The sequence below is a fragment of the Vibrio sp. 14N.309.X.WAT.E.F5 genome (assembly GCF_030397615.1).
GTDB classification, from domain to species: Bacteria; Pseudomonadota; Gammaproteobacteria; order Enterobacterales; family Vibrionaceae; genus Vibrio; species Vibrio lentus.
Map to the genome: position 1 here is coordinate 155,122 of NZ_JAPNXR010000008.1, position 24,623 is coordinate 179,744.

A 24,623-nucleotide genomic window follows, 5' to 3' on the forward strand; every position below is an offset into this window, starting at 1 on the left:
ATGATATTTAACTAATTACCTACACCGCCGGTTTTCTCTGCCGGAGATTCAGGCGTAACGGGAGGCCACTCTTCGAAGGTTGCTAAGTGTTGCTGAATCGCAGCTTGAGCAGGGCCAAATGCCCACATTTTCTGCCCCATCCACTTCAAGTACATGCCTGATTCTTCAGCTGCTCGCTCGTATGGGTCACGACGTAAGTTGAACAGCAACGGAGCATTGAGTTCTTCTTTCGGACCGCTCCAACCGTGATTCTGTACCACGAAGTGCGCTTTCCAATCCCCCACTCGAACCGCTTGTAGCTTATCTCGTTCGTAGTAGTAAATTTCTTTGCGGTTCGACTCACCTTTTTCCGTCAGCATATCGACTTGGTTGTAACCATCTAAGTGCGCTTTAAAGCCATCGTGACCTTTCAGCATTTTCTCTTTTAGATCTGTAGGGCCACCCGCCGCTGCAATCAGTGTTGGTAACCAATCCATACCATCAAAGATGCCATTGCCGACACTGCCCGCAGGGATTTTGCCCGGCCAACTAACCAATGCAGGAGCACGAACACCACCTTCCCATGTTGTGCCTTTTTCGCCATGGAATGGTGTCATACCGCCATCTGGCCACGTCATTATTTCTGGGCCATTATCCGCCGTAAAAATGATGATGGTGTTATCTGCAATGCCGAGCTCTTCCATTTTGGCGAGCATTTCTCCGACATGATCATCGAGATCTTTCATCACCACTTCTTGCAGTCCCCAACCATTCTGACCAAGCATGGCTTCATACTCTTCAGAAAGGTGCGTCCATACGTGACCTCGTGATGGGCAATACCAAGTAAAGAATGGCTTATCCGCTTCAACTGCTCTTTCAATGAAGTTAATCGTGTGTTTGTTAACTTCGTCATCCAGTGTACGCATACGTTCAATCGACAGAGCACCATCATCTTCAATCGTTTGACCGCCCTTACCGTCCGATTTTGCGTAGATCACATTACGAGGCGCAAATGCATCTAACGATCCATCTTTAGGCCAATCTGGATCTTCGGTGTATTCCATCGCATTCAAGTGATACAACCAACCCCAATACTCATCAAAACCATGCATTGTCGGTAAGAATTCATCTCGGTCGCCTAGGTGGTTTTTACCAAACTGCCCCGTCATGTAACCCATACTCTTGAGCATTTCAGGAAGCGTTGGTGTATCTGCGCTTAAACCCACAGGGCCACCTGGTAGCCCAACAGAGTGCATCCCTGTTCGCACCGGTAACTGCCCAGTTAAGAATGCAGAACGACCTGCTGTACATGAAGGTTGAGCATAATAATCGGTAAGTAACATGCCCTTTTCGGCAATGCTGTCGATGTTCGGCGTTTCGCTGCTCATCACGCCGTTATGATAGGCACTCAAGTTCGATATACCGACATCATCGGTAAAGATAACAAAGATATTTGGCTGCTCTTGAGCTGACCATGCCGATAGCGAAAAGCTACTCAACACACTCAGGATAAGAAGATGGAAAATCCTTTTCATACAATGTCCTTATACTGTTTCAGATTGCTCTTTATGAATCATTTTTAAACCGACTAAACCGAAGCCCAACTCCAAGATTAGATAGACGAAAAGTAGCCAATGAGGCATGCCATCTAATACCAAGCTAATGACTCGACCGGCAGCCAAACCCAACATGAAAACCACCAAGCTATAGATCGCGGGTAGTCGATACTTTTTGAACAGTGCGCCAAGCACCCAAAATAACGCCAGAGCCAAATAAAGCCCCATCACAGCGCGAAAGATATGAGTCACGTTGATCGGACTCGCGTCGATTTCAAATAGGTAGTTCAGAGAAATAACCGGTGCATAACCGTAAGACAGAGCGATGGGTGTTAAGCCCACAACCGCGACTAACAAGAAAATACTTTGTGGCTTCATACCCTTCTCTCAAAATTTGGCTCTTTAAAAAAAACATAGTCTACAATCAGGGATATACAAGTTGCATATGTGGGAAATGGATAGTTAGAACAGGCATTCATAATCGTGCTATTTCAAATCGAATATAGGGATATCAATATGGCTAAGTGGCGTTACTTAATCGGATCAATGTTAGTGGTCAGCTCAACCGTTAATGCTCAGGAAGCGAGCTCTGAAACAAGTACAAAAAAATGGCAACACAGTATTGAAATCTATGCTCAGGCTTTGAATATTCGAGGCAACAGCACGATCGGTAGAATCTCAACAGATGTAGACGTTGATCCTGCATTCATCATGGATCATATCGACATGGGTGCCATGCTTCGCCTGGAAGGAATTTATGACAATCAATGGGGTTACTACCTTGATTACAGTTACATGAAATTAAGTGGGAAAACAGATTCTGTACTAGACATAAACAAAAACATTTTGAAAGGCAATGTCGATATAAGACAAGGCGTTTTAGAGGCTAAGGGCTTCAAACGCTATCAATATGATATCGGGATGATTGATTATATGGTGGGGATACGTTGGTGGGACAACGATATTGATACAAGGCTCTATGGTTCCAAAGGAAATGTGGATTTACGTAAATCACTCAATGAAGATTGGATCGATTATCTTGTCGGTGTTCGATGGACCAAAGAACTCAACAAAAGCTGGACAGTACATACCAGCCTAGACATGGGGCTTGGCAGCGACACTGACTTTACCAGTTCTTTGCTAACAGGAGTTCGTTATCAAATTAACGACTGGTCAGATTTAAATCTCGCCTACAAATCCACTTGGGTTGATTACGAAAATAAAGGCACTTTTGAATACGATACTGCCACACAAGGCTTCTTGGTGGGTTGGGCAGCTCATTTTTGATTAGAGAGTCAGGATATTAGAAATTTAGGTAAGCCGGATTCATGGCTTACCTTTCAAATGAAGTCTACCTTTCAAGAAAAGCTGCTGGTGACTTACTTATTGATTCACAGGGTGTGGCACAACACATTCTTGTTTCATGATCTTGAGGCCAGCATTAAGCGTTTCTGCCCACGCTTGCTCAACTTGCTCGTTATAATGCGGGTCGTACTTTTTAACGGTGTTGAGCAACGAATTAAACCACTCATTTAGCTCTTGCTCTGAGATATCCATCCCCAAATCTTTGTGTCTTTTACCTAGCCTCTTAACCGAGTTTCTCACGCTTGATAAACCTGACGAGTTATAGATTAGGATAATAGAAGCTTTGAGCATCTTGGTTTGTTGCTCTAATCCAATGCTTTCAAATCGTTCTGAAAACCTAGGGTTATGCTCACAAAAATCAGCCAAGAAGGTTTCTAAAAATTCTTGGTCGATCCTGCAGCGCTCAAAGCTCTCATAAAACAGTTCGTTTGGTGACATCTGACAGATCCTTTGCAATATTTGTGAGTCTTCAAGAAAACTTACAAGTTCAGAGCCGTGATTCACCAACTCTGAACAATCAATACGATCTAATTATACGCCACTATGGCATAAAGTGAACGATGACATAGGGCGAACTAAGGCATAAAGTGAGTTGCACAGATCTTGTTTCCATCAGGATCTCGCAAATAGGCCATGTAAAGACGACGTTCGTCAGAGCCTCTCGCACCGGGGCCGTTTTCAATACTTGTGCCGCCATTTTCTACGCCAACACGGTGCCACTCATCCACAACTTCAGGTGAAGACGCTAGAAAACCCACCGTCATGCCATTGCCGTGCGTTGCTGGCTGACCATCAATCGGTTTGGTTAAACCTAATACACCCGTTTGGCTAACGTAAACACAGCGTCCTTTCGGATCAACGGAACCTTCGTTGTAACCAAGCACCTTCATAATTGGATCATAGAAAGACTTCGCGCGTTCAATATCTTCGGTACCGAGAAAAACATGGCTGAACATAACTAACCTCTTCTTTTATTGAAAGAACCACCTAAACTAGACCTTCTACTTTGTTTTGTCTAGCCGTGAGATTTCGTCATAACTGTTGCTTGATCCATTGAGAGAACACTTGGAACTTGGTTCGCTGGTCCATCCCTTTCGGGCACACCAAATCATACCCCTTTCCTGATTCGATACTCATAAATGGTGCGACCAACAGTCCTTGGTCAATCTGTGGTTGCATGAACTCTAGGCGCCCCAAAGCCACTCCCATCGACAATATTGCAGCATCCATTGCCAAGCGATTATCGCTGTAATAATCACACTGCAGAGTACAGTCAACATCGCCTTGTGCTTCTTCCAACCAACGTTGCCATGCGGTGATGTCACCACTGTGTATAAAGCGCGCTTGTTCTAAGCGATCAACACCCTTTTCAAGATTGAGTTTTTGCGCATATTCAGGGCTACAAACCGGTGTTCTCACGCCTGTAAATAACCGCTCACTATAGTGATTCGGATAGTGGCCTTCGCTATAGAAAATTGCCACGTCATAAGGTTCAAACTGGAAATCAGATTGGTTCTGTTTGGTTTGTAATTTGATGCTTAAATTTGGATAGAGTTTTCTAAATTCTGGCAGGCGTGGCATCAGCCAAGACGAAGCGAAATAAGGCGACGTAGCGATATACAATTCGCCGCTCAGCTCTCCAGTTTTGATGTCCGTTAGCTCCGAGAATATCGACTCAAACGAGATGTTGAGCATCGACAAAACACGCTGCCCCTCGGGCGTTAATTCGAGCTTACGAGTTTTACGAATGAACAAGTTGAACTTAAGCTGTTGCTCTAACTTTTTAATGCGATGGCTCACTGCCCCTTGAGTCAAACAGAGTTCATCAGCCGCCTGCGTGAAACTCAAATGTTTGGCTGCAACACTAAAGGTGTGCAGCAGCGACAGCGTTTGTTGGCGATTTTCGAACAACCCCATGGATTAACCTCATTAATTCATATCTCATCATTACTGGTTTGATGGTGTGCATAACCATCGTATAGATTAAACCACGTAATCTACAAAATAAATGGTGAGCAACATGAAACAGAATCAAAAACTCAAAGTTGTCGTAATTGGTGGTGGCTCAAGTTACACCCCAGAACTCATTGAAGGTCTCCTTAATCGTCATCACGAACTGCCGATCTCTGACTTGTGGTTAGTCGATATCGAAGAAGGGATGGACAAGGCAAAAGTGATTGCGGATTTAACCAAGCGTATGATCAAAAAAGCCAACTGCGACATCGCTGTTCACCTCACCACAGATAGACAATCGGCCTTAATCGACGCTGATTTCGTGTGTTCACAATTTAGAGCGGGTCGTTTAGAAGCACGGCTGCGAGATGAGCGAATCGCATTGAAATACCGCATGATTGGCCAAGAAACGAATGGCTTAGGTGGCTTCTCAAATGCCTGTCGCACCATCCCAATTGCGCTAGAAATTGCCAAAGAAATGGAAACACTCTGCCCAGACGCTTGGCTTCTAAACTTCACCAACCCGTCAGGCATGGTGACCGAAGCCTTGATTAAACACTCAACCATCAAAACGGTTGGCCTATGCAATGTACCCGTCAACATGGAACGTGGCGCGGCTGAAATGCTAGGCGCAGAACGTGCCGACATTACTATGCAAATTGCTGGCTTAAATCACTTAGTGTGGGCGAGAAAAGTGCTTCATGAAGGCAAAGATAAACTCGGTGAGGTGATTGATCAGTTACTCGGTGGTAACGACCAAATGATGCCGAAAAACATTCCTCCCTTTGAATGGGATGGCGAGCTGATTCGATCATTGAACCTCGTGCCATGTGCCTACCTACGCTACTACTACCAATCACGAGATATTCTCGACAAAGAGTTCGCAGCTTCAGAGAACAGTACCAACCGAGCAGACCTTGTCGCTAAGGTAGAAGAACAACTGTTGGCGATCTATCAAGACCCGATGTTAGACACCAAGCCTCAGTTGTTAGAAGAGCGAGGTGGCGCGTACTACTCTGAAGCAGCTTGTGAGCTGATGAGCAGTATTCACAACAACAAACGTTCTATCATGCACGTCAACACTCGTAATAATGGTGCGATTCAAGGCCTGCCTGACGACTGTGCAGTTGAGGTGAGTTCGGTGATCACCAGTAGTGAGATCCTGCCATTGAATGTCGAGCCTTTTGATAGCGATACTCTACGCCTCATCCAGCAAATGAAAGAGTTTGAAACACTCACCGTGAAAGCCGCAATGACTGGCGATATCGCGATTGCCAAGCGCGCATTGATTCTGAATCCTATTGTCGATAGTGGTTCGCACATCGATGAAGCATTGCAAGAAACCATCCGTGAAAACTTAGACTTCATGCCAGCCTTTGCTCATCGATTGAAGCTAGATTAACCAGTAATCAAATAGAAAATTCAACTGGCACTGAGCACAAGATAACCAAACTTTTGCACACTGATGAGTAACGCATAGAAACTAAGTAATAAGAAGGCTAGCGATGAAACTGATCTTAAATGCCGATGATTTCGGACTCACAGAAAGTGTTAACCACGGCATCGTCGACTGCTTACAAGCCGGTATGGTCAAGTCGACCACTATCATGATGAATCAGCCGGGCACACAACACGCTGTGGAGCTTTATCACCAAGGGAAAGTCCCTGAGGTTGGTTTGCACTTTACCGTTACTGCAGGAAAACCTCTGACGCCACCTGAGCTTGTTCCTAGCTTGGTGGATGCTCAAGGAAACTTCTTAGACAACGTCACTCTGTTCGATAAAGGCGATGTCGTCGAAGCGCAAGTGACACTTGAGCTCAACGCTCAATATCAAGCGGCCATCAATGCAGGACTAATGATCAATCACATCGATAGCCATCACTTTGGCGGTGTATTTAAACCACTCAAAGCCGCTTTTACTCGCACCGTCAATCAGATTGGTCTTCCGGTCAGACGAATCGATAACATTGTGAATGGGCAATATTCACTAAAAGTCGCCACACCCGACGCTTTTGATATGCGATTTTTCGATGACGGCGTATCACTTGCTCGTTTACAAGATTTACTACTGAGCTATCAAACCGTAATGCCGAAAGGGGTTGTCGAATTGATGTGTCACCCATCGCTTTCTGTCACTGATGAGCTTAAGTCATTATCTGGTTATCGTGACAAGCGTGTTGAGGAATACCAACTTCTCACCAGCCCTGCACTCAAGCAGTGGCTAAACGACCATCAGATAGAGTGTATTGGATTCGACGCTCTCAGATAGGGAACCTTGATTCAGGGCTACTCAACAATGCGTTGTGCGCCCTGTCCTTGGTCATGCAGAATATCTTCAGGGTTCAACAATTGGCATTTCTGCATACTCAAACAACCACAACCGATGCAGCCGGTTAGGTTTTCTTGTAGCGATTTAATCTGCGCCATCTTACTGTCCAGCTGCCCCTGCCATTTCTTCGCGACTCGCTCCCAATCTCGCTTAGTCGCAGTATGGTTCATCGGCAGTGTTGACAACTCTTCGGTGATCTCTTCCAGCGTGAAGCCTATTGACTGCGCGACTTGTATTAGCGCGATTCGACGCAGCATCGCCGACTGATAACGACGTTGATTTCCGTTAGTGCGAATCGAAGCAATCAACCCTTTGGTTTCATAAAAACGCAGCGCCGAAGGTGCGACACCACTGCGCTCTGACAGCTGACCAATGGTGAGGTATACAATGTTTCTCATGATCTTTCACTTCCTGTTTGAATGGCCATTTCGTCCTGATACTGACCAGTATAATAGAGTTCACTTTAACTTTAAGTATGAGTTCAAATTTAGGTTTGGACTAAATTGAAAACGACGATCTATCAAGAGTCCAGATTGAACCTTTGGTCTATGACTTGGCTGGACGATTGCCATACATACTGTCAAAGCCGGGAATACCTTGCTCCCACACAGGCTGCTCTTCACCAACAATGTTTTTCAATGTATCAATGAAAAGCTTGGTTTTAATTGGGGCATCTCGATGTGGATACACCGCATAGAAAGTACCAAAGTCATCCAAGTGTAAATGAGTCATGATAGGCACCAACTCACCACTGATTACTTCATCTTCAATCATCTGTGCCGTGACGACTGCAAGCGTACTGCCCGTTAAAGCACTCTTAGAAATCATCTCAACATCATTCACTTTATAGGTCGCGTTGAGCTGAAAATGCTGCGCTTGCCCCTCTTGGTCAACATAGGAAAACTTGTCGATCAGCAATCCCGGTGCGGCATATATGGTGGCAGGTAATGACTCTAGCTTTTCGATGGTATTGATCTCTCCATGCTCAGCAATGAACTCTGGGGAAGCAACAATCAGCAATCGACTTCTGGCAATCTTACGGCTAATCAGGCTCGAATTCTTTGGCTTACCGATACGAAAACCGATATCAAACCCTTCTTTAACCATGTCTACGATTCGGTCTTCAAGTCTCAATTCAAAATCGACGTCCGGATATTGTTTTTGAAACACAGCAATCGCTTGCTGAACATACTGTCGCCCAAACATGGTTGAGCTGGTGATTCTCAGTAAGCCACGAGGCTCTGCGTGGTAGTTTTGCGCTAGGCGTCGAGTGTTGTTCAACAATGCTCGAAGTTGATGCGCTTGATTGACCATCTCATTGCCAGCAGCAGTCAGAGATAACGAACGGGTTGTTCTATTCAATAACCGAACGTTGAGCTCTTCCTCAAGACGGCTAATCTGCTTTGAGATAACAGAGCGATCAACGTTTCTTTGTTCCGCCACTTTGACAAACGAACCAAGCTCGACCACTTCAAGTAACAATAATAAACGACTCGATATATCCATAACGCCCTTTGTTGCATTTTAAGCACCAATATTGTGCCAATTTGCCTGTTTTTCTCATCTTATTACAAATCTATAGTAGCTGCACATAACGGAGACAACATTAAGTCCCGAACTAATAGAGGAACACCCCATGACACTACTATCTGTGACTAACCAAAATGGCATTGCAACCGTATCTATCAACAACCCACCAGTGAACGTACTGACTTTCGATTTGATCAATGAGATCAACGCATTCGTTCTTTCATTGAAAGATGATCGTGATACCAAGGTTGTTGTATTTAAATCATTGAATGAAAGCTTCTTTTTGGCTCACTTAGATCTCAATGTGATCAACGGTACGCAAGGTGGACAAGCGGGTTCGATTGAATTCAATCACATGATTGAGAACATCAAATCAATGAAGCAAGTGTCTGTTGCAGTGGTTGATGGTGTAGCTCGTGGGGGCGGTAATGAATTTGTGATGGCGTGTGACCTAGCTTATGGCACTGAAAACTCAGCGTTCGCACAACCAGAAATTCATGTAAACATCCCAACGGGTGGTCAAGGCGCTGTGCAATTTGCAAGACGCATGGGTAAAAACAAAGCGCTACAAGCATTGTTACTCGGCAACGATTTTACTGCTCAACAAGCAGAGAGCCGTAACATCATCACGCAGTTCGTACCTAAGGCCGACCTAAACGATTTTTTAGCAACAACGTTAGGAGTGATCAGCCAGTTAGAAGTACGTGACATCGTGATGTACAAAGAGATCATCGCGGCTTCAATCAAAGACAAACAAGCGGGCGCAGAGCTAGAGCTTCGTTACTTCTTAGAGCGTGCAAAAGAGCAAAAAACAGCGGCAATCATTGGCGCGTTTCTAAAACATGGCGGACAAACAGAGCGTGAAGCTAAAGATATGCCAGGTATCTTCGCCGATACTGCAGCTGAGCTATCTAAATAATCAGCCATGTAGTCACCATACAAAAAACGGTCACCTGAGGGTGGCCGTTTCTGTGCTTAATTAATCACGAGCTTACAACCTAAGACTCAACTTTAATAACTGAACACCTGAGGCTTATATTTGAGGCTTAGTATTTAAGGTTCAAAGCTTGCTCATGATCGATTTTAGGTTCTCTAACATTTCAGCGTTGGTCACTTCCCCTGTCTCTACATCAAAATTGTCGTAAAAACTCGGCACAGACAGTGTGCCTTTGATGTCCGCAGCAAAATATGGCGCGGAGTTTACAGCAGAAGATAGCACCGATGTTGCGCCGCCTGGGCCCGGAGATGCAGCCAACATAACGACAGGCTTGCCTTGGTAAACCTTCATATCAATTCGAGATGCCCAATCGAACACATTCTTAAAAGCCGCAGTATAAGAACCGTTGTATTCTGCAAACGAAATGACCACAGCGTCAGCTTCACTAATCTTGCTAAAAAAGCGCTGCGCGTGCTGGTGAATACCTGACGCCTTTTCTCTGTCTTCGCTGTAAATCGGCATTTCAAAATCATTAAGATCAAGCACTTCAACTTGCGCGTTGTTCGCAAGGCTTGCGGTATAAGCTGCTAATTGTTGGTTAATCGATGTCTTACTGTTGGTGGCGCCAATGGCTAATACTTTCATTGTTGATCCTTTAAATCGGTTAGAAACATTTCTCTAAAGCTGGGAAAGGTACCTTTAGGGTTAAGCCAAAGTACGTTTGTAATGCAGCAAAATAAGCGGGTTCGTCTTCAAGCAACCACTCTTCTGTTGAGCCGTTTTTGCTAATTTTAATTTTCTGGTTAAGTAGCGTGACAATCCCGTCTTCAATCGGCAGCGCCGCAATACAGTTCGATGTAAAAATCGATTTCGGGCTGTTAGATGTAAAAAAGTTGCTCGACTCTAAATCGTTCGCACACACGTGAGTCATGTCTAGGCTGTATACCTTCATCCATTCTTCACCCTGCTTGATTTGCAATAGCAAACCGTACAATTCGTCTTCAATGAAACGGAAGGTCTGTAAATCATTAGACTGTTCAAGACCGGTTTCTAGCAGCAACGGAGCTCGAGGTGTAAAGGTGCCAAAGCCCGCATCCACCAGCCATTGCTTGTCATCAATGGTCACCATGGTCACTCGGTGGCTGCGCCCTGTCGGTTCGCCCGCTAGGTGAACCCGGCCAAGTAGGCTTCTGGCTTCAAAGCCCAAATAAGTGAGCACGTTCAACAGCAGTCCATTAAGCTCTTGGCAATAACCACCTCGCTGATTAACCACCAGCTTTTGGTAAAGCGCTTCGGGAGATAGTTGAATCGCTTGTCCATTGATCACATCGAAGTTTTCGAATGGGATACTTCTGTGTTGATGCTTATGAATGGCTTTGAGGCTTTCGACGGTAATGTCACTCGTTTCAGATAAGCCTATTCGTGCAAAATATTCAGTCACTTGATTCTGTTCCATACCCTAACCTGCTTAATTTATCTCACCTGCAATTCGTCACTTGTTGGTCTATACAACCATCAGGCGATTGTCTGTGTTTTTAGATTAAGCAGGATGATAAAACCTCAAGTTAACTTGAGGTAAAGTAATATTTTCAAGAAATAGGAAGTAATTTAAAAACGCTAATAAAGCAGTGCATAACAGCAGGTGGAATATAGATTGGTATTGCATGGCAAGAATAAGCACACCCAAAAATACAGTGGATGTGCTTTATTGAGGTGTTAATTACTTAGATTGATTTAAAGGGCTGATGCCTGAATAAGTAACGCCTGACAACTCTGCCATTTCACGATTCCATGTCGCTAAATCGTGCGGGTTAAATTGATTCAAATGATCATGACCGCACGCTCTCGCCATCACTTGCATTAACTCTGTCGAAGCTTCGAAGAAGTTCTTGAGTTGGTTCGAGGCTTTTTCGACATTTAAGCGTTGGCGTAAATCGGCTTTTTGAGTCGCGATGCCCGCTGGGCAATTGTTGGTATTACACATTCTCGCCGCCACACAACCAATCGACTGCATGGCGCTGTTCGAGATGGCGACACCATCAGCGCCAAGCGCCATCGCTTTTACAAAGTCCATCGGAACACGAAGTCCGCCAGTAATGATTAAGGTGACTCTGTCACTGACACCTTGCTTGTCTAAATAAGCTCTGGCACGAGCAAGTGCTGGAATGGTGGGAACACTAATATGGTCACGGAACATTTCAGGCGCTGCTCCTGTACCGCCACCACGCCCATCCAAGATGATGTAATCAGCACTGGCATCAAGCGCGAACTGAATGTCTTCTTCAATGTGATTGGCACTCAACTTGAAGCCAATCGGGATTCCACCTGTCACTTCTCGAACTCGGTCGGCGAACTTTTTGAAATCCGCGACGGTTTTTAGATCAACAAAGGTTGGTGGAGAAATCGCAGCCGTACCCGCTTCAATACCGCGTACCTCTGCAATCTTACCGATGTTCTTAACTCCCGGCAGATGACCGCCTGTTCCGGTTTTAGCCCCCTGTCCGCCTTTAAAGTGAAAGGCTTGGACATTCTTGAGCTTAGATTCATCGTAACCAAACTGAGCACTGGCCAGTTCATAAAAGTAACGAGAGTTCGCGGCTTGCTCTTCGGGTAACATACCGCCCTCTCCAGAACAGATACCTGTCCCTGCGAGTTCCGCGCCTGTCGCCAACGAGACTTTCGCTTCTTCAGACAAAGAGCCAAAACTCATATCGGACACAAACAAGGAGATGTTCAACTTGAGCGGCTTTTTCGCTTTTGGCCCAATAATCAGCTCAGTACCCACAGGCACATGTTCCAACAGAGGTTTGGTCGCCATTTGAGCAACCATGACCTGAATATCATCCCAATGCGGCAATAGATATCTTGGTACACCCATTGAGGTCATGGGCCCATGATGCCCGACCTTAGATAAACCATCGCGCGCCAGTTGATGGATAAACTCAACCGTAGGCTCTTCTTTGGTTGCGCTCGCAGCAGGAGACAAGTCTGGCGCAGCCGCTTGGATGTGAACCTCTGGGCCTTCTTGCCCAACCTGTTCAGCCGTAAACTGTTTATGAGTGCCATCGCAAAAAGGTAGGTTGTTCGAATATTTACAGCGACACAGATAAGCATCGCCGTTTTCTTCGGCCACAAAACTCTTCGGTTTAAAGCCGGTTCCGGCATGAGAACCATCACAAAACGGTTGGTTTTTCGATTTACCACAGGTACAGAAGTAATACTCTTCCCCTTCGGTTAGCTCCACTTTGATTGGCTTGGTATCCGCTATCACTGGATTCTTCATAGTTCGTTCACCTTTATCTTTTTTATCATTTGATGACTGAAGCGATGGCTTGCTCACAAGAGTAAAGTAAAGGTGAGATGCGCGGTGAATTCAATAAATGAGATCGTTCGATAAGATTAATGAACCGACTCAACACATACAAAAATGGCCACCTAATCGGCAGCCATTGTGTTTTAAATATGAGTCTAAGCTAAACGTGAAAGGTTAATCGAATAACTCGATAACCAATTTATTGTCTTTAATCACTAGATTGGGTTCCGATGATTTAATCAACGACTCTTGCACTTTATTGCTGTCGAGCTTGTAAACGGGAGACTGGGACAAAGCAAAACCAATCATAGAAACGGCAGGCTTAAGTAGTTTGGCAATCTCTGGCGAAAGCTGTTTATCTTTTTCTTCAAAGCGCTCTAAACGCAGTGATTTCAAATAAATCTCGCCACTCTCTTTGTCGTATTCCGGAATCGCACTGAACTCGATATCCAAGTCCAACCCCATATTCGGCATATTGAACACCTGAACTTTTGCATTGGTGTTCGCTAAAACAGACACACGCTCGGTATCAGCTCTACCAATTTGCACCGCTAAGTCATCGACAGCGACTTGCGCGTACATAACGTTTTGTACACCTACTTCCTGCTCTAACATCACCGAATCTTGCAGGTAGTTCGTCATTTCTTGCTCAGTCACGCTGTAGCTCACACAACCACTTAGCATCAGGGCAGTCATAGCTAAAATGAAACGGTTCATTAACTTTGTTGTCATTGGAGATAGGCTCTTAATTTGTAAATGCATGGAACGGATGTTACCTCTAGATGATACTGTAAAATAGTTCTCACAATGACAGTGTCGGATAACTGGGCAGAATGATCCACCTAATTGGTGATGTCGTATAGATTGGTATTGACGAAAAGAGTAAGAAAAACAATGACTGCATTAACGATATTTTACGATGGGACATGCCCGTTATGCGCAAAAGAGATGGCAGCGCTTGCCAAGCATGATACCAAAAATCAGATTAAAACCATCGATATCTACAGTGAAGCGTTTTCAAACTACCCGCAAATAGATGCCGAGGCAGCCAATACAATCTTGCATGCACTGGACGAAAACGGAAAGCTGCTTCTTGGTTTAGATGTGACTTACCAAGCGTGGAAGCTGGTTGGCAAAGGTTGGCTATATGCCCCATTGCGCTGGGCGATATTTAAGCCAATGGCCGACTGGTGTTATCTACGGTTTGCGAAAAACCGATATAAAGTCTCTTTTTGGCTAACTGGAAAGTCACGCTGCAACGGAAACAGCTGTACTAAATAGCTGTACTAAATTGCATTGGAATTAAGACATACCACTGGCGACTTTGTAGTAAACAATGCCAAACAGCGCTGCGAATACCAATACCGTTACGGCCACTTTCAACCAAATAAACTTCATGTTTTGTCCTTACAAATTTTGTTTACTGTTCCACGAGACAAGTTATCACAACAAAACATTAGGTTGTGTAATGATTGATAGAACTTTGTAGTCAACCTTGATTCCCAGAGAGAACCTTTATGTCGGCAAAAGAGAGAAACCTTCCTACACATCGAATTTCGAGATTCAGTAAGTTTGCCTCGCTGGCGACAAGGGTCGCTGGCAATGTGATAACGGAAGGCACCAAGCAACTCGCACAAGGTAACAGGCCTAAAGCAAAAGACTTAATGCTGACGCCGCAGAACATTGCTCGCCTGACTGATCAACTGGCACACCTGCGCGGTGCAGCGATGAAGCTTGGCCAAATGTTATCAATGGACGCTGGCGATGTTCTCGAACCTGAACTCGCCGACATTCTTTCTCGCCTGCGCTCAGACGCCGACCCGCTGCCGACAAAGCAGCTCAACCAAGTATTAGAAAGCTCACTCGGCATCAACTGGAAAGCCGAATTCCTTTCCTTCAACTTTAAACCTATCGCCAGTGCGTCCATAGGACAAGTTCACCAAGCTTACAGTGATGCGGGAGACAAACTTGCCATCAAAGTCCAATATCCAGGCATTCGAAAAAGTATCGACAGTGATGTGGACAACGTAGGCACATTGCTGAACATCGTTGGTTTGATACCCAAGTCCGTCGATTATAAAGGCTTATTAGAAGAAGCTAAGAAACAGCTCCATGATGAAGCGGATTATGCTCGCGAGGCTGACTATGCGACACGTTACTATCATGCACTGAAAGAACACGCTCACTTCGTCGTGCCTAAGATTCACCCTCAAATGTCTTCAGAATCAGTGCTCGCGATGGACTTCATTGAAGGTGTCTCGATAGAGCAAATCGAAGGTTACAATCAAAGTACTCGTGATTTTGTCATGCGCAGCTTGCTCGAACTCATGTTCAGGGAGTTGTTCGATTTTAAGATGGTGCAGACCGACCCTAACTTCGCCAACTACCTTTACGTTGAAAACACGCGCCAGATTGGGCTGTTAGATTTTGGGGCAACCCGAAAATACTGCGACCGCTTCAGTGATGGCTATCGTTTGGCCTTTACCTCTGTTGTTAATCAAGACGAATCAGGGCTCAATCAAGCACTCGAACAGATTGGGTTCTTTAGCGAAGTCATACTGCCCGAGCAGCGCCAAGCCATTCTTAACTTAGTGACTATGGCTTGTGAACCCATGTTGGTAGACGAAGACTACGATTTTAAAGCCAGCGGTTTAGCTCAACGACTTCGTGAAGTTGGCACCATCTTGAGCATGGAGCAAGAGTATTGGCACACGCCACCAGCAGACGCCCTATTCCTCCATCGTAAAATCGGTGGCATGTATCTGTTAGCCGCTCGCCTTGGTGCAAGGGTGAACATAAGTCGTTTGGTCGCTCCATATCTCATCAGCGATGACACTTAATTTGTTCATAAATAGTGACGGTTAATGATTAGCAGAGTGATCATTTCGTGCTGCGCAAGAGTACTAACAGTTACGCCAACTAAAATGAGCCAAACCTATGAAACCTTCACTGCTTTGCTCCACCGCCCTGATTGCGAGCCTAACGAGCTCTATCGCTGTTGCATCAAGTTGCCCTGAGATACTCAACGGCAAACAACGTTTGTTAAACTCCAACGAAGAGATAGAGCTGTGTGAAGAGTTTCAAGGCAAAACCCTTTTGGTTGTGAACACAGCCAGCCAATGTGGCTTCACACCACAATTTAAACAATTAGAGCAATTGCATCAGACCTATAAAGACCAAGGTTTCACGGTGGTCGGCTTCCCAAGCAACGATTTTCGTCAAGACCGAGGAAGCGAAGAGAAGTCAGCCAAAATTTGTTACCTCGACTACGGTGTGACCTTTCCGATGATGGCTCGAGCAACACTATCTGGCAGTAGCGCTAACCCTGTGTTTGCAGAAATTCAACAGCAAGCAGGTGTGACGCCCAAATGGAACTTCTACAAATTCCTAATCAGCAAAGAAGGTAAAGTGGTGGCAACCTTCCCTAGCTCGACATCACCAGTGAGTGCGACACTCAAAAATGCGATTGAGCAGCAGCTATGAGGTCTGCTTATTTGGCGACAACTCAAACCCGCAATACCATGGCCAAGCTCGGTTATATGGGGCTAATCCCATTTCTATTTGGCCTAGTGCTGTCTCTAACTGACAGCCAATTCTTAGGCCTGAGTGGCGAGACACTCTTCATCACCTACAGCGTGGTCATATTGAGTTTTTTGTCGGGTATTTTGTGGGGAAGTGGCATCGAAAATTTCGAAAGCCAATCCAGCAACAAGGCTCTGATTCTGAGTAACGTCATTGTGTTATTCGCGTGGTTAGCCGTGCTACTTGGGGAGCAAAAGGAGTTTCTCACTACTCTGATTCTTATCACCGGCTATATTGTGGTTTGGAGAGCGGAAAGGTCGATGAGAGAAGAAAATCAAAGCGAAGGCCCGGATGGCTACTTTGACATGAGAACTCGGCTCACCTCTAGTGTGGTGTTAATGCACGGTATCGTGATGTTGACCTAGGTGTGTGGAAGCGAGAACCAGCACACAAGGTTATGCAAAATCAGATGATGAGCTGCATCACCAATCTAGGCTCATCATCGCCAAAATAGTTACCTTCTTCTTTGATCGTGACAAAACCCATCGATGCATAAAGCGCGCAAGCCGATGTATTATTGGGATCTACGGTCAGCAATATTTTGGATTCTTGAGGCAGTGTCGCTATCGCCTGCTGCATCAATAAACGCCCTACTCCCATGCCTCGGAATTCTTGATTAACAGCTAATGACAAAACCCAATACTCTTGTGGTTTGTCGGTTGGTGTCATCAACACATAACCCGCAACCTTCAACTCTTGCTTAGCCACCAATAAGCCCTTCCCCCAGCAATCAAAGGCCTGACGAAAGAAAAACTGCGGATAGGCGTGGTCGCCAAACAAAGTATGTTCAAGCTGATAAATATCAGCCAGTTCTTGTTTTTCCGCACAGACAACATTCATAGATAGACCTCATTTAAACCGAACCTCAAGTTTAAACATGCAAGCTCAAAGGTGCTATTAATAATATATATCAACAGCCTAAAGGCTTACGAACTGCCTTAACTAAGATGCCATTTAAGTGATGCCTAAGGGGTAGATTAGGTTACTTATGTTTTACTGACGACTCACCAACAAATTCGCACCAGATAGTGCAAGAAAAACAGAACAGGCTTTATTGAAACGCTGCGCCATTTCAGGCCTAGAGAACCAATGTCTAAGGTATAAACCGAAGGCTGCATAGATAGAGATAGCAACCATCTCTAATACTAGAAAAGTACTTCCTAAAATAAAGAATTGGGTATGAACGTTGGCAGAAACATCGACAAATTGAGGGAGGAATGCAGTGAAGATAAGTATCGCTTTCGGGTTGCCAGCGGCGAGAGCAAATTCTTGTTTAACTAAACCAAACCAATTCTTGTTGCGCTCAATACCAACAATAGGGCTGGCTTTTGAACGCCACAAATTAAACGCAATCCAAAGCAGGTACATTGCGCCAAACAGCTTGATCATGAAAAACAAAGTTTCAGAAGTATAGAGGACAACTGCGAGTCCAGAAGCAGCCAGAGCGATCATGCCAGAAAAGGCGCAGACTCTTCCCAACCCTGCGACGAAAGCCGCTTGGAAGCCATAACAGCGGGCGTTGTTCATCGCCAATAGGTTATTGGGCCCGGGCGTTAAATTTAAAGCAAAACAGGCTGGGATAAACAGCAGTAACTTCCATATTTCCATTGAGGCTTCCTAGTCGCAATATGCTGCGGTTATAAAATCGTTGAACAATATCTTATCTTTTATAACAGCATTTAAAAGATCTGCCGCATCCTTTTAGTTAGTTCTCAAAAAACTTCTCGTATTCTGGCGTAGAGAGGTTTTCTGCAACACCTATCTCACCAACGATATAAATGGCACTGGCAATGGTATCTAAAGTTGGATTAGGTTCGCGCTTTGGAACCTCACCAACCACAGGGACAGCCTCTGGATTGAATGTGGAGTTACAGACAACGCTAGCACACACGATATTTTGCTGATCTTGCAAAGAAACTTCTGGAGGATTGAAATCGGGCGACTTATAACCTAACGCATTTTCCTCTTGTGAGTTTAAGTCAGGAGCCGAAGCATCCACCGTTGAAAAATCAGAGGAGCTGTATGAGGCGGCTGAAAACAAAGAGAAGAACAACATCCACTTATTCATGTATCTTTCCATAGTTAGCATTCATTGAATTTATAAATACTATCTAATCCAAAAGATTATGAACAGTGTTTTATTGTAGCTATTTGAATTTTGATTCGTTCAATGAAGCTCTTTATGGCCTGAATGACGTGATTTAGCCAACATGCGAATGCTTGCCGAGCGTCAATTTCTCAAGCAGAGTTTGAGGAATAACGATGACCGAGTATTTAATAAAGGCCACCAGCGTGATTAGAGCAACGCCGATACCTAAAACAAAGTCATGAACATTAGCGAGTGCCAAACCAAGAAATCGGTCACAGACGATCGCTACGACAGCTATGCTGACTGCGGTTACCCACTTACTGTGTTGATACGGTAAATATTCCATCGATTGACTGACAAAATATAGGAGCAACAACCTTAAGGTATACGTGCCGCAAAGAACGAAGATAACGCCCCCCACGCCAAATATCGGTGTCACTGTAAAATAACCAATGGCAGCCAATATCGCGCACCCACCTTGAACCCACATTTGCGATTGACTCGAATCGCCACTGAAACAACCAAGGTTAAGGTAGTCACCTGCGTTTTTGATAACGCTAATGGCAAGCAAAGCGACAACGAGAGTCCCTGCATAGTGATAACTGCTCGGCAAAATTAAAGAGATAAAACCAGGCACCATTAGAATCATCAAAGAGCCCAAAACAATCGCGAAATTCACCCCGACTAAGGCACTATCAGCACACTTTTTGCTACCTCCCGGTTGTTGAAGCATAGCGACACGGTTTGGGAACCACCAAAGCGCGTAAGGCTGTAGCAACAAGCCAAGCAGCAATGCAAACTTGCCACTGACCGCATAAATCGCCAGTTCTTCCACCCCAACAAAGCTCGCCATCACCCAACGGTCTAACCCTGTGATCATGTACATTGACGCCCCACCCATCAAAGCAGGCAGTCCAAACTTTAGGATTTTGGCTGAGTATTTGAAGCAGCCAAAGGTTCCCATCTCTTGCCACTGATAACGCACTAAACAAACCATGAGTAACACGCTAGATACCGCCGATGAGATCAACACGCCATCAATCCCATATCCAGCCTCAAGCAGCGCAAAAGTCATCGTGGCTTGAACACCGGCTTTCAAGACATTGAGCAAGCAAAAACGTTTCGCCATCGCGTTCATTCGCATTAAGGTAAGCGGAATAGAAATCGCTCCGTCGAGCATGACAGGGATAAGAAGAAGGAGAATTTGGTACGGCTGAAACTCTACGGGAAGCATAAATATCAATAACGGCATACTGAGAGCAATTAAAGCGCCCCCTAGCACACACACCAAAACACTTAACGTGAAACAGTTCGAGACCAGCTTTCGCTTTTCATCACCCTCGACGACACCAACGTAGCGATACATAGCGTCTACGATACCGAAGCTAAATAATATCGTCCCGATATCGGCCAACAACACGATCGCTTCTAAAGAGCCATATTCTGCTAACGTCATTTTGTGGGTAATGTACGGGATCATCACCAATGAAATTCCCTTCATCATCACAATACCAATGGCGTAATAGGCGGACTGTTTTAAGGAACCCATAGCGTCACCTATCCTTTACCAAGCTGGCGTTAGGAAACTCTTACAGTCTCCGAGCAGGTGTCGCAAGGTTCTTTTCTGTGGAGCCATCACCAGAGAGCGAAAACTGTAGGCAATCGCCTGTCGGTTCTGTTGTAAACCTCGGTAATAGTCAGCGTAGCCCTCTAGTATTCTCGCCTTAGCAACCTTGAAATTAGATGGCCGTAAATTCCAATGCTCGCTATCATTTTGGTAACGCTGAAGAATGGACTCTATGGATTGCAGGTTTCTCAGCTTAAGGCTTTCCGTTTGAGTAACGGAACTCGCCCTCATTAGGTAACCAACCTGCACTGAATTCAACACCCCGATCTGGTGGTTCTCACTCATTCGAAGCCATAACTCCCAGTCTTCTCCATACTTAATATCTGCATCAAAGCTGTTGGTTTGTGAGAACACATCAGCTTTCACCATGACGGTTGAGGTACCAATAACGTTATTTTCGATAATGAATTCTAGCGGGCTCTCAATATTAATGAACAATTCGTCTTGATCTTGAAACTGCGACCAGTAACTAAAACAGTCGATAATCACTTGGTAGTCTTCAGTGAGGTGTTCGTAGTTAGTAAAGCTCATCGCAAGATCTGGGTAGCGCTGATGGAACTCGAGTTGTCGTTCGATTTTTTCTGGAAACCAAAAGTCGTCAGCGTCTAAAAAAGCAATGTATTCGCCCGTCGCTTTCTCAATGCCTAGGTTCCTCGCTTGAGGGGCACCAACACCTAAGGTTGATAGCGTAATAATACGTTCATCATCAATCGATGCGAGGTAAGTGGACGTTCCATCATTACTGTTATCGTCAATAATGATTAGCTCAACGTCTTGATGAGTCTGTTTTAACACGCTGCCGATTGCTTTCGGCAGGTAATCTAAACAGTTGTAGGTCGGAATAATAATACTTACTTTAGCCATAATGACGCTCTCACATTTATACGTTATACAGCTAAGAGTGCATGTTCTGTGCCGAGAGATTAGGCTTATTGGTTTGCTTTCATATCAATGTCTTACGAACTAATTCGCAAAATGACGACAAGGTGCGTACAGCGAAGAAACTCAAAATTCTAATTTGATTACCATTTTGAGAAAATCAGCCCCACCTTCGCGATAACCATAAGAAAGTCATCCCCTTTCCTCTAAAATCCCCCTTAAAACCCTATTCAATCTTGGTTCGTATTTTGCTTAGTTGACTATAGTGGCCTTCATCAAGGGAGCAAAAAATGAAAAAAGTAGCATTTATAGCGCCTACTTATCCTGTCCTCAGTGAGACCTTCATTCAAACCGAAGTCGACTCCGTTAAAGCGTGTGGGCACGACGTCTGTGTTATGACGTTCAAGATTGAGGACAGCGAAAAGTCATTCGACTATGACATCATAAAAATTGGCAAGGATGTTCGGGCGGGCAAGATAACCAACATCAACTGGATCGGCTTTGTTAAAGCGCTTTCGTTTGTTTCAAAGCAAAATAGCATGCCTAAAAATTCACTTTTCGCTTATGGATTTAAGCTGGCGTTACAACTCGCAGAAAAAGACGTTAACCATGTTCATGCGCATTTTTGCCAACACACCACCGCACATGCGATTGTCGCCGCTAAGCTTCTCAATATTACCTGTTCGTTTGTTGCCCATGGTCACGATGTCTATGAGTTTGCTTACGATATTGAATACAAAATTTCATCGAGTGACTTTGTGGTTGCAGTCTGCAAAGACATGCTCACCGATTTCAACAACATGGCAAAAGGGAATATCAAGCTCCTTCACTGTGGTGTAAATACTAAACAATTCCAACTACACCCAAAAACCGACGCCAAGCAACTTCGACTCGTTTTTCTTGGCCGATTAGTTGAACAAAAAGGTATTCACCATCTTATAGATGCGTTGGCACCGATTGCCCAACCTCTCGACATTCATCTTGATATCGTCGGCACTGGCGATTTAGAACAACAATTAAAAACACAAGTTGAGCAACAAGGTTTAACTCGACACGTCAATTTTTTAGGAGCTAAGCCCCACGAATGGGTGAAAGTAAACCTAACGAATTACGATAGCTTGATCGCACCGTTCTGCTTCTCGGCAACGGGTTGTGTGGACACAGGCCCATTGGTACTTAAAGAAGCGATGGCCGTGGGAACTCCAGTGATTACCACCAATATCATGGGTTGTAAGGAGATCGTCACTCCAGAGACAGGCTTTGTGGTTAGCGAGAAAAACGTTGAGGAATTAAGAGAAGCGATTGAGCGTTTTGCGCAGTTGAGCTGCAATGACAAAACAGAGATGGGGATGAGAGCAAGAACAAGAGTGGAAGAGAGTTTTAATTCGTTGAAGCAAGCTCAACAACTGTCTCACTGGATAGAAAACCCAGCTTAATCTTCGACTAAACAAGTCGAGTGAAATGAGGTGGGAGCATACAACAAAGCGTTACCTTAATATAAACAGTAACGCTTTGGTTAACTCACTTTCTAACCTTTGACTCTTGCTAGCCCGCTCGCAAAGCTAAGATCTCAGTGAGATCGTCAGTTTCAGTATATCGACTCAAGTCTTGCTCTTTAGAAGCAATCGCTACAATAGACATTCGGTCGGCAAGCTCATTACCTTCAATACCAACATGGCCATTAACGTGGTAAATGGTGATTTTAGAAGCCAACTCTTGGTAAAGGGCATATGCAGGCTTAATGATATCGAGGTTTTTAATTTCGCCGCCCGACTTAGTCCAACCCTTTTTCTCCCAGCCTGTAGCCCATTTGGTAATACAATCAATCGAGTACTTAGAATCGCAATAAATCGCGACAGACAAACCAGCTTTAAGCTTTTCTTTAGCCAGAATAAACGCTTGCTTCAAGCCGTGCAGCTCTGCTGTATTATTAGTTCCAACCTGCTGATACAAGCCATACCACAACTCGGTTAATTCGTTGTTCAAGTAAACCGCTAAGCCAGTGCCCGCTTCACCAGGGTTCGGCTCACAAGCGCCATCTGTGTATATCTTGATATCGAAAGGCATTTCAGAAATTTGCTGCTCAGAAAGAGGCGGGACTTTAGCTTTCTTAGGCTTACCCGCAACACTTGGCTTGGTCGATGAAGATCCAGATGTTGAAGCAGAACTAGACGCAGAAGATGCTTTACCACCGAAAGCGGACTCTGCTTCGCTTAATGTTGGAAACGATTTATATCTCGCACCAGCAAAACCATCGACTTGCGACTTACACTCATTCCAAGTGGTAAAAATACCCGGTGTACGACCTTTCCAAACCACATAATACTTCTTAGCCAAATTAACTCCTTACCAAACCTAAATACACGAATAGTGAATCAATACATTAGAAGTCACCACGCCATGCGTTGCAAGATCAATCAGTTAAAAAGGTAATCAACCGCGACAAGGTTGTAGAACAAGAACACCGCCATGCTGACACCGATCGTTAGTAGCACATTGCCCGTTTTCCAAATCAAAAGCCCAGTCACTACCGCGCCGATCAAATAAGGGTTTTCTAGGCTTGGCCAAAAAGCTTGCTCTGGTGCGAACACAATCGGCCCCCAGATTGCCGTTAATACCGCAGGGCTCGAATAACGTAACAACCGTCTCGCAGTGCTGTTTAATCGAAGCGGGATGGCCGGTTCTAGAAACAAATATCGACTAAAGAAAACAATCGCGGTCATGAGGAATATCGATAGCCAGATCATGCTGAATCCCCCTCTTTGATGAGCTTATTGCCGTTTCTACGTTCCACAAATGACTCGCTGATAAAGCCGGCTAACATACCCGCAATAGCAGCAATCATAAGGCCACCTTCAACATTGTTGACTGACAAGGCAACTGAGGCGATCAAAGACACCACAACACATACCACCACGGGCCATGTTCGGATTAATGGGAAAACCAAAGCTATAAAGGTTGCCGCGACCGCAAAATCGAGACCGATTTCATTGAGTGACGGAATCTGACTTCCTGCGACAATGCCGACAAAACTCGCAATATTCCAAACCAGATAAAAACCACCGCCGACCCCTGCTGCATACCAGCGGTTAAACTCTTGCTGAGATTGGCCACTGCAAATCGCGAACAGTTCATCCGTTAGCCAAAAGCCAAGCAGTAAACGCCACCGAGCGGGAAGATGACTAATTTTGTCGCGCATCGATACGCTATAAAGAAAATGCCTTGAAGTAATAAAGAACGTGGTTAACAACATAGTCCCTAACCCAATGCCCGATTTGAACATCCCCGCCGCCACTAATTGCGCTGAACCCGCAAACAAAATCGCAGACATAGCCTGAGCTTGAAGCTGATTCAGACCAGCATCTATTGCATACGAGCCAGCTAATATGCCCCACGGTATTACAGCAATACTCAAGGGCATCGCAGCCAAAACGCCTTTCCATAACTGCGTGCGTCTATTCATTGTGTTGTTATCCATATTTT

Annotated in this window: 28 protein-coding genes; 9 read left to right on the forward strand and 19 right to left on the reverse strand. The window is 44.9% G+C overall.

Going from position 1 to position 24,623, the window contains the following annotated elements:
* Positions 1–11 precede the first annotated feature (11 nt).
* Both OW495_RS11405 and OW495_RS11410 read right to left on the reverse strand, forming a co-directional pair.
* On the reverse strand, positions 12–1,514 hold the full coding sequence (locus tag OW495_RS11405; RefSeq protein WP_065112103.1) for an arylsulfatase: 1,503 nt from the start codon (positions 1,512–1,514) through the stop codon (positions 12–14).
* Between the two features lie 9 nt (positions 1,515–1,523).
* Positions 1,524–1,913: a DUF4345 domain-containing protein gene (locus OW495_RS11410; RefSeq protein WP_289886599.1), complete on the reverse strand. Its 390-nt coding sequence runs from the start codon at positions 1,911–1,913 to the stop codon at positions 1,524–1,526.
* Between the two features lie 138 nt (positions 1,914–2,051).
* On the opposite strand from OW495_RS11410, the gene OW495_RS11415 reads away from it, so the two are divergent.
* The gene (locus OW495_RS11415; protein WP_102310735.1) at positions 2,052–2,822 is read left to right on the forward strand and encodes a hypothetical protein; all 771 of its coding nucleotides are present in this window, start codon (positions 2,052–2,054) and stop codon (positions 2,820–2,822) included.
* Positions 2,823–2,918: 96 nt separating this feature from the next.
* Here the strand turns inward: OW495_RS11415 and OW495_RS11420 are convergent, their stop codons facing one another.
* The 3 genes from OW495_RS11420 to OW495_RS11430 form a co-directional block, all read right to left on the reverse strand.
* On the reverse strand, positions 2,919–3,338 hold the full coding sequence (locus OW495_RS11420) for a globin (protein WP_102384459.1): 420 nt from the start codon (positions 3,336–3,338) through the stop codon (positions 2,919–2,921).
* Positions 3,339–3,475: 137 nt separating this feature from the next.
* A complete protein-coding gene (locus OW495_RS11425) occupies positions 3,476–3,856 on the reverse strand; it encodes a VOC family protein (protein WP_017105496.1) in 381 nt (126 codons plus the stop codon).
* A 76-nt stretch (positions 3,857–3,932) separates the two neighbouring features.
* A complete protein-coding gene (locus OW495_RS11430; protein WP_076671268.1) occupies positions 3,933–4,817 on the reverse strand; it encodes a LysR substrate-binding domain-containing protein in 885 nt (294 codons plus the stop codon).
* A gap of 103 nt (positions 4,818–4,920) precedes the next feature.
* Here OW495_RS11430 and OW495_RS11435 point away from each other — a divergent pair, with 103 nt between their 5' ends.
* The gene (locus OW495_RS11435; RefSeq protein ID WP_102339566.1) at positions 4,921–6,255 is read left to right on the forward strand and encodes a 6-phospho-beta-glucosidase; all 1,335 of its coding nucleotides are present in this window, start codon (positions 4,921–4,923) and stop codon (positions 6,253–6,255) included.
* Positions 6,256–6,358: 103 nt separating this feature from the next.
* Positions 6,359–7,123, forward strand: coding sequence for a carbohydrate deacetylase (locus OW495_RS11440; protein WP_102384460.1), 765 nt, complete (start codon positions 6,359–6,361; stop codon positions 7,121–7,123).
* Between the two features lie 17 nt (positions 7,124–7,140).
* On the opposite strand, the gene soxR is transcribed toward OW495_RS11440, so the two are convergent.
* The gene (gene soxR / locus OW495_RS11445; RefSeq protein ID WP_102315208.1) at positions 7,141–7,581 is read right to left on the reverse strand and encodes a redox-sensitive transcriptional activator SoxR; all 441 of its coding nucleotides are present in this window, start codon (positions 7,579–7,581) and stop codon (positions 7,141–7,143) included.
* 148 nt (positions 7,582–7,729) lie between these two features.
* Positions 7,730–8,689 carry a LysR family transcriptional regulator gene (locus tag OW495_RS11450; protein ID WP_102384461.1) on the reverse strand — a complete coding sequence of 320 codons (960 nt, stop codon included), beginning with the start codon at positions 8,687–8,689 and terminating at the stop codon, positions 7,730–7,732.
* 130 nt (positions 8,690–8,819) lie between these two features.
* On the opposite strand from OW495_RS11450, the gene OW495_RS11455 reads away from it, so the two are divergent.
* Entirely contained in the window at positions 8,820–9,632 is an 813-nt protein-coding gene (locus tag OW495_RS11455) for an enoyl-CoA hydratase/isomerase family protein (RefSeq protein ID WP_102384462.1), read from the forward strand.
* 141 nt (positions 9,633–9,773) lie between these two features.
* On the opposite strand, the gene OW495_RS11460 is transcribed toward OW495_RS11455, so the two are convergent.
* From OW495_RS11460 to OW495_RS11475, 4 genes are all read right to left on the reverse strand, one after another.
* Positions 9,774–10,295: an NAD(P)H-dependent oxidoreductase gene (locus tag OW495_RS11460; protein WP_102310730.1), complete on the reverse strand. Its 522-nt coding sequence runs from the start codon at positions 10,293–10,295 to the stop codon at positions 9,774–9,776.
* 19 nt (positions 10,296–10,314) lie between these two features.
* On the reverse strand, positions 10,315–11,106 hold the full coding sequence (locus OW495_RS11465) for an arylamine N-acetyltransferase (RefSeq protein ID WP_102384463.1): 792 nt from the start codon (positions 11,104–11,106) through the stop codon (positions 10,315–10,317).
* A gap of 264 nt (positions 11,107–11,370) precedes the next feature.
* Positions 11,371–12,933 (reverse strand): glutamate synthase-related protein, encoded by a 1,563-nt coding sequence (locus OW495_RS11470; protein ID WP_289886613.1) that lies wholly within the window; start codon positions 12,931–12,933, stop codon positions 11,371–11,373.
* 204 nt (positions 12,934–13,137) lie between these two features.
* Positions 13,138–13,695 (reverse strand): DUF1439 domain-containing protein, encoded by a 558-nt coding sequence (locus OW495_RS11475; RefSeq protein WP_289886614.1) that lies wholly within the window; start codon positions 13,693–13,695, stop codon positions 13,138–13,140.
* A 162-nt stretch (positions 13,696–13,857) separates the two neighbouring features.
* Between OW495_RS11475 and OW495_RS11480 the strand changes: the two genes are divergently transcribed.
* The 4 genes from OW495_RS11480 to OW495_RS11495 all read left to right on the forward strand — a co-directional run bounded on the left by OW495_RS11480 (position 13,858) and on the right by OW495_RS11495 (position 16,910).
* On the forward strand, positions 13,858–14,244 hold the full coding sequence (locus tag OW495_RS11480; protein ID WP_289886615.1) for a DUF393 domain-containing protein: 387 nt from the start codon (positions 13,858–13,860) through the stop codon (positions 14,242–14,244).
* 236 nt (positions 14,245–14,480) lie between these two features.
* A complete protein-coding gene (locus OW495_RS11485; protein ID WP_289886616.1) occupies positions 14,481–15,803 on the forward strand; it encodes an AarF/ABC1/UbiB kinase family protein in 1,323 nt (440 codons plus the stop codon).
* A 97-nt stretch (positions 15,804–15,900) separates the two neighbouring features.
* Positions 15,901–16,446, forward strand: coding sequence for a glutathione peroxidase (locus tag OW495_RS11490; RefSeq protein ID WP_065112084.1), 546 nt, complete (start codon positions 15,901–15,903; stop codon positions 16,444–16,446).
* The gene (locus OW495_RS11495) at positions 16,443–16,910 is read left to right on the forward strand and encodes a DUF3429 domain-containing protein (protein ID WP_289886617.1); all 468 of its coding nucleotides are present in this window, start codon (positions 16,443–16,445) and stop codon (positions 16,908–16,910) included. The genes OW495_RS11490 and OW495_RS11495 overlap by 4 nt, the downstream gene beginning before the upstream one ends.
* Positions 16,911–16,950: 40 nt before the next feature.
* Here the strand turns inward: OW495_RS11495 and OW495_RS11500 are convergent, their stop codons facing one another.
* The 5 genes from OW495_RS11500 to OW495_RS11520 all read right to left on the reverse strand — a co-directional run bounded on the left by OW495_RS11500 (position 16,951) and on the right by OW495_RS11520 (position 21,125).
* The gene (locus OW495_RS11500) at positions 16,951–17,385 is read right to left on the reverse strand and encodes an N-acetyltransferase (RefSeq protein ID WP_289886619.1); all 435 of its coding nucleotides are present in this window, start codon (positions 17,383–17,385) and stop codon (positions 16,951–16,953) included.
* A 153-nt stretch (positions 17,386–17,538) separates the two neighbouring features.
* The gene (locus OW495_RS11505; RefSeq protein ID WP_289886622.1) at positions 17,539–18,153 is read right to left on the reverse strand and encodes a LysE family translocator; all 615 of its coding nucleotides are present in this window, start codon (positions 18,151–18,153) and stop codon (positions 17,539–17,541) included.
* A gap of 97 nt (positions 18,154–18,250) precedes the next feature.
* The gene (locus tag OW495_RS11510; RefSeq protein ID WP_289886623.1) at positions 18,251–18,613 is read right to left on the reverse strand and encodes a hypothetical protein; all 363 of its coding nucleotides are present in this window, start codon (positions 18,611–18,613) and stop codon (positions 18,251–18,253) included.
* A gap of 133 nt (positions 18,614–18,746) precedes the next feature.
* Positions 18,747–20,183, reverse strand: a complete 1,437-nt coding sequence (locus OW495_RS11515) for an oligosaccharide flippase family protein (RefSeq protein ID WP_289886625.1) — start codon at positions 20,181–20,183, stop codon at positions 18,747–18,749.
* 15 nt (positions 20,184–20,198) lie between these two features.
* Positions 20,199–21,125 (reverse strand): glycosyltransferase family 2 protein, encoded by a 927-nt coding sequence (locus tag OW495_RS11520; RefSeq protein ID WP_289886626.1) that lies wholly within the window; start codon positions 21,123–21,125, stop codon positions 20,199–20,201.
* A gap of 305 nt (positions 21,126–21,430) precedes the next feature.
* On the opposite strand from OW495_RS11520, the gene OW495_RS11525 reads away from it, so the two are divergent.
* Entirely contained in the window at positions 21,431–22,576 is a 1,146-nt protein-coding gene (locus OW495_RS11525) for a glycosyltransferase (protein WP_102278277.1), read from the forward strand.
* A gap of 109 nt (positions 22,577–22,685) precedes the next feature.
* Here the strand turns inward: OW495_RS11525 and OW495_RS11530 are convergent, their stop codons facing one another.
* The 3 genes from OW495_RS11530 to OW495_RS11540 all read right to left on the reverse strand — a co-directional run bounded on the left by OW495_RS11530 (position 22,686) and on the right by OW495_RS11540 (position 24,618).
* A complete protein-coding gene (locus OW495_RS11530; RefSeq protein WP_289886628.1) occupies positions 22,686–23,477 on the reverse strand; it encodes a ribonuclease H family protein in 792 nt (263 codons plus the stop codon).
* Positions 23,478–23,557: 80 nt separating this feature from the next.
* The gene (locus tag OW495_RS11535; protein WP_281052765.1) at positions 23,558–23,887 is read right to left on the reverse strand and encodes an AzlD domain-containing protein; all 330 of its coding nucleotides are present in this window, start codon (positions 23,885–23,887) and stop codon (positions 23,558–23,560) included.
* On the reverse strand, positions 23,884–24,618 hold the full coding sequence (locus OW495_RS11540; RefSeq protein ID WP_017105447.1) for an AzlC family ABC transporter permease: 735 nt from the start codon (positions 24,616–24,618) through the stop codon (positions 23,884–23,886). The genes OW495_RS11535 and OW495_RS11540 overlap by 4 nt, the downstream gene beginning before the upstream one ends.
* Positions 24,619–24,623: the final 5 nt, after the last annotated feature.

Bases quoted from the DNA above. Each gene is read 5' to 3' on its own strand.
- OW495_RS11540 (WP_017105447.1), bottom strand. From the start codon at position 24,618: ATGGATAACAACACAATGAATAGACGCACGCAGTTATGGAAAGGCGTT.
- OW495_RS11515 (WP_289886625.1), bottom strand. From the start codon at position 20,183: ATGGGTTCCTTAAAACAGTCCGCCTATTACGCCATTGGTATTGTGATG.
- OW495_RS11455 (WP_102384462.1), top strand. From the start codon at position 8,820: ATGACACTACTATCTGTGACTAACCAAAATGGCATTGCAACCGTATCT.
- OW495_RS11440 (WP_102384460.1), top strand. From the start codon at position 6,359: ATGAAACTGATCTTAAATGCCGATGATTTCGGACTCACAGAAAGTGTT.
- OW495_RS11505 (WP_289886622.1), bottom strand. From the start codon at position 18,153: ATGGAAATATGGAAGTTACTGCTGTTTATCCCAGCCTGTTTTGCTTTA.
- OW495_RS11435 (WP_102339566.1), top strand. From the start codon at position 4,921: ATGAAACAGAATCAAAAACTCAAAGTTGTCGTAATTGGTGGTGGCTCA.
- OW495_RS11470 (WP_289886613.1), bottom strand. From the start codon at position 12,933: ATGAAGAATCCAGTGATAGCGGATACCAAGCCAATCAAAGTGGAGCTA.
- OW495_RS11510 (WP_289886623.1), bottom strand. From the start codon at position 18,613: ATGAATAAGTGGATGTTGTTCTTCTCTTTGTTTTCAGCCGCCTCATAC.
- OW495_RS11465 (WP_102384463.1), bottom strand. From the start codon at position 11,106: ATGGAACAGAATCAAGTGACTGAATATTTTGCACGAATAGGCTTATCT.
- OW495_RS11500 (WP_289886619.1), bottom strand. From the start codon at position 17,385: ATGAATGTTGTCTGTGCGGAAAAACAAGAACTGGCTGATATTTATCAG.
- OW495_RS11410 (WP_289886599.1), bottom strand. From the start codon at position 1,913: ATGAAGCCACAAAGTATTTTCTTGTTAGTCGCGGTTGTGGGCTTAACA.
- OW495_RS11405 (WP_065112103.1), bottom strand. From the start codon at position 1,514: ATGAAAAGGATTTTCCATCTTCTTATCCTGAGTGTGTTGAGTAGCTTT.
- OW495_RS11520 (WP_289886626.1), bottom strand. From the start codon at position 21,125: ATGGCTAAAGTAAGTATTATTATTCCGACCTACAACTGTTTAGATTAC.
- OW495_RS11420 (WP_102384459.1), bottom strand. From the start codon at position 3,338: ATGTCACCAAACGAACTGTTTTATGAGAGCTTTGAGCGCTGCAGGATC.
- OW495_RS11535 (WP_281052765.1), bottom strand. From the start codon at position 23,887: ATGATCTGGCTATCGATATTCCTCATGACCGCGATTGTTTTCTTTAGT.
- OW495_RS11485 (WP_289886616.1), top strand. From the start codon at position 14,481: ATGTCGGCAAAAGAGAGAAACCTTCCTACACATCGAATTTCGAGATTC.
- OW495_RS11475 (WP_289886614.1), bottom strand. From the start codon at position 13,695: ATGACAACAAAGTTAATGAACCGTTTCATTTTAGCTATGACTGCCCTG.
- OW495_RS11450 (WP_102384461.1), bottom strand. From the start codon at position 8,689: ATGGATATATCGAGTCGTTTATTATTGTTACTTGAAGTGGTCGAGCTT.
- OW495_RS11415 (WP_102310735.1), top strand. From the start codon at position 2,052: ATGGCTAAGTGGCGTTACTTAATCGGATCAATGTTAGTGGTCAGCTCA.
- soxR (WP_102315208.1), bottom strand. From the start codon at position 7,581: ATGAGAAACATTGTATACCTCACCATTGGTCAGCTGTCAGAGCGCAGT.
- OW495_RS11480 (WP_289886615.1), top strand. From the start codon at position 13,858: ATGACTGCATTAACGATATTTTACGATGGGACATGCCCGTTATGCGCA.
- OW495_RS11430 (WP_076671268.1), bottom strand. From the start codon at position 4,817: ATGGGGTTGTTCGAAAATCGCCAACAAACGCTGTCGCTGCTGCACACC.
- OW495_RS11490 (WP_065112084.1), top strand. From the start codon at position 15,901: ATGAAACCTTCACTGCTTTGCTCCACCGCCCTGATTGCGAGCCTAACG.
- OW495_RS11460 (WP_102310730.1), bottom strand. From the start codon at position 10,295: ATGAAAGTATTAGCCATTGGCGCCACCAACAGTAAGACATCGATTAAC.
- OW495_RS11495 (WP_289886617.1), top strand. From the start codon at position 16,443: ATGAGGTCTGCTTATTTGGCGACAACTCAAACCCGCAATACCATGGCC.
- OW495_RS11425 (WP_017105496.1), bottom strand. From the start codon at position 3,856: ATGTTCAGCCATGTTTTTCTCGGTACCGAAGATATTGAACGCGCGAAG.
- OW495_RS11525 (WP_102278277.1), top strand. From the start codon at position 21,431: ATGAAAAAAGTAGCATTTATAGCGCCTACTTATCCTGTCCTCAGTGAG.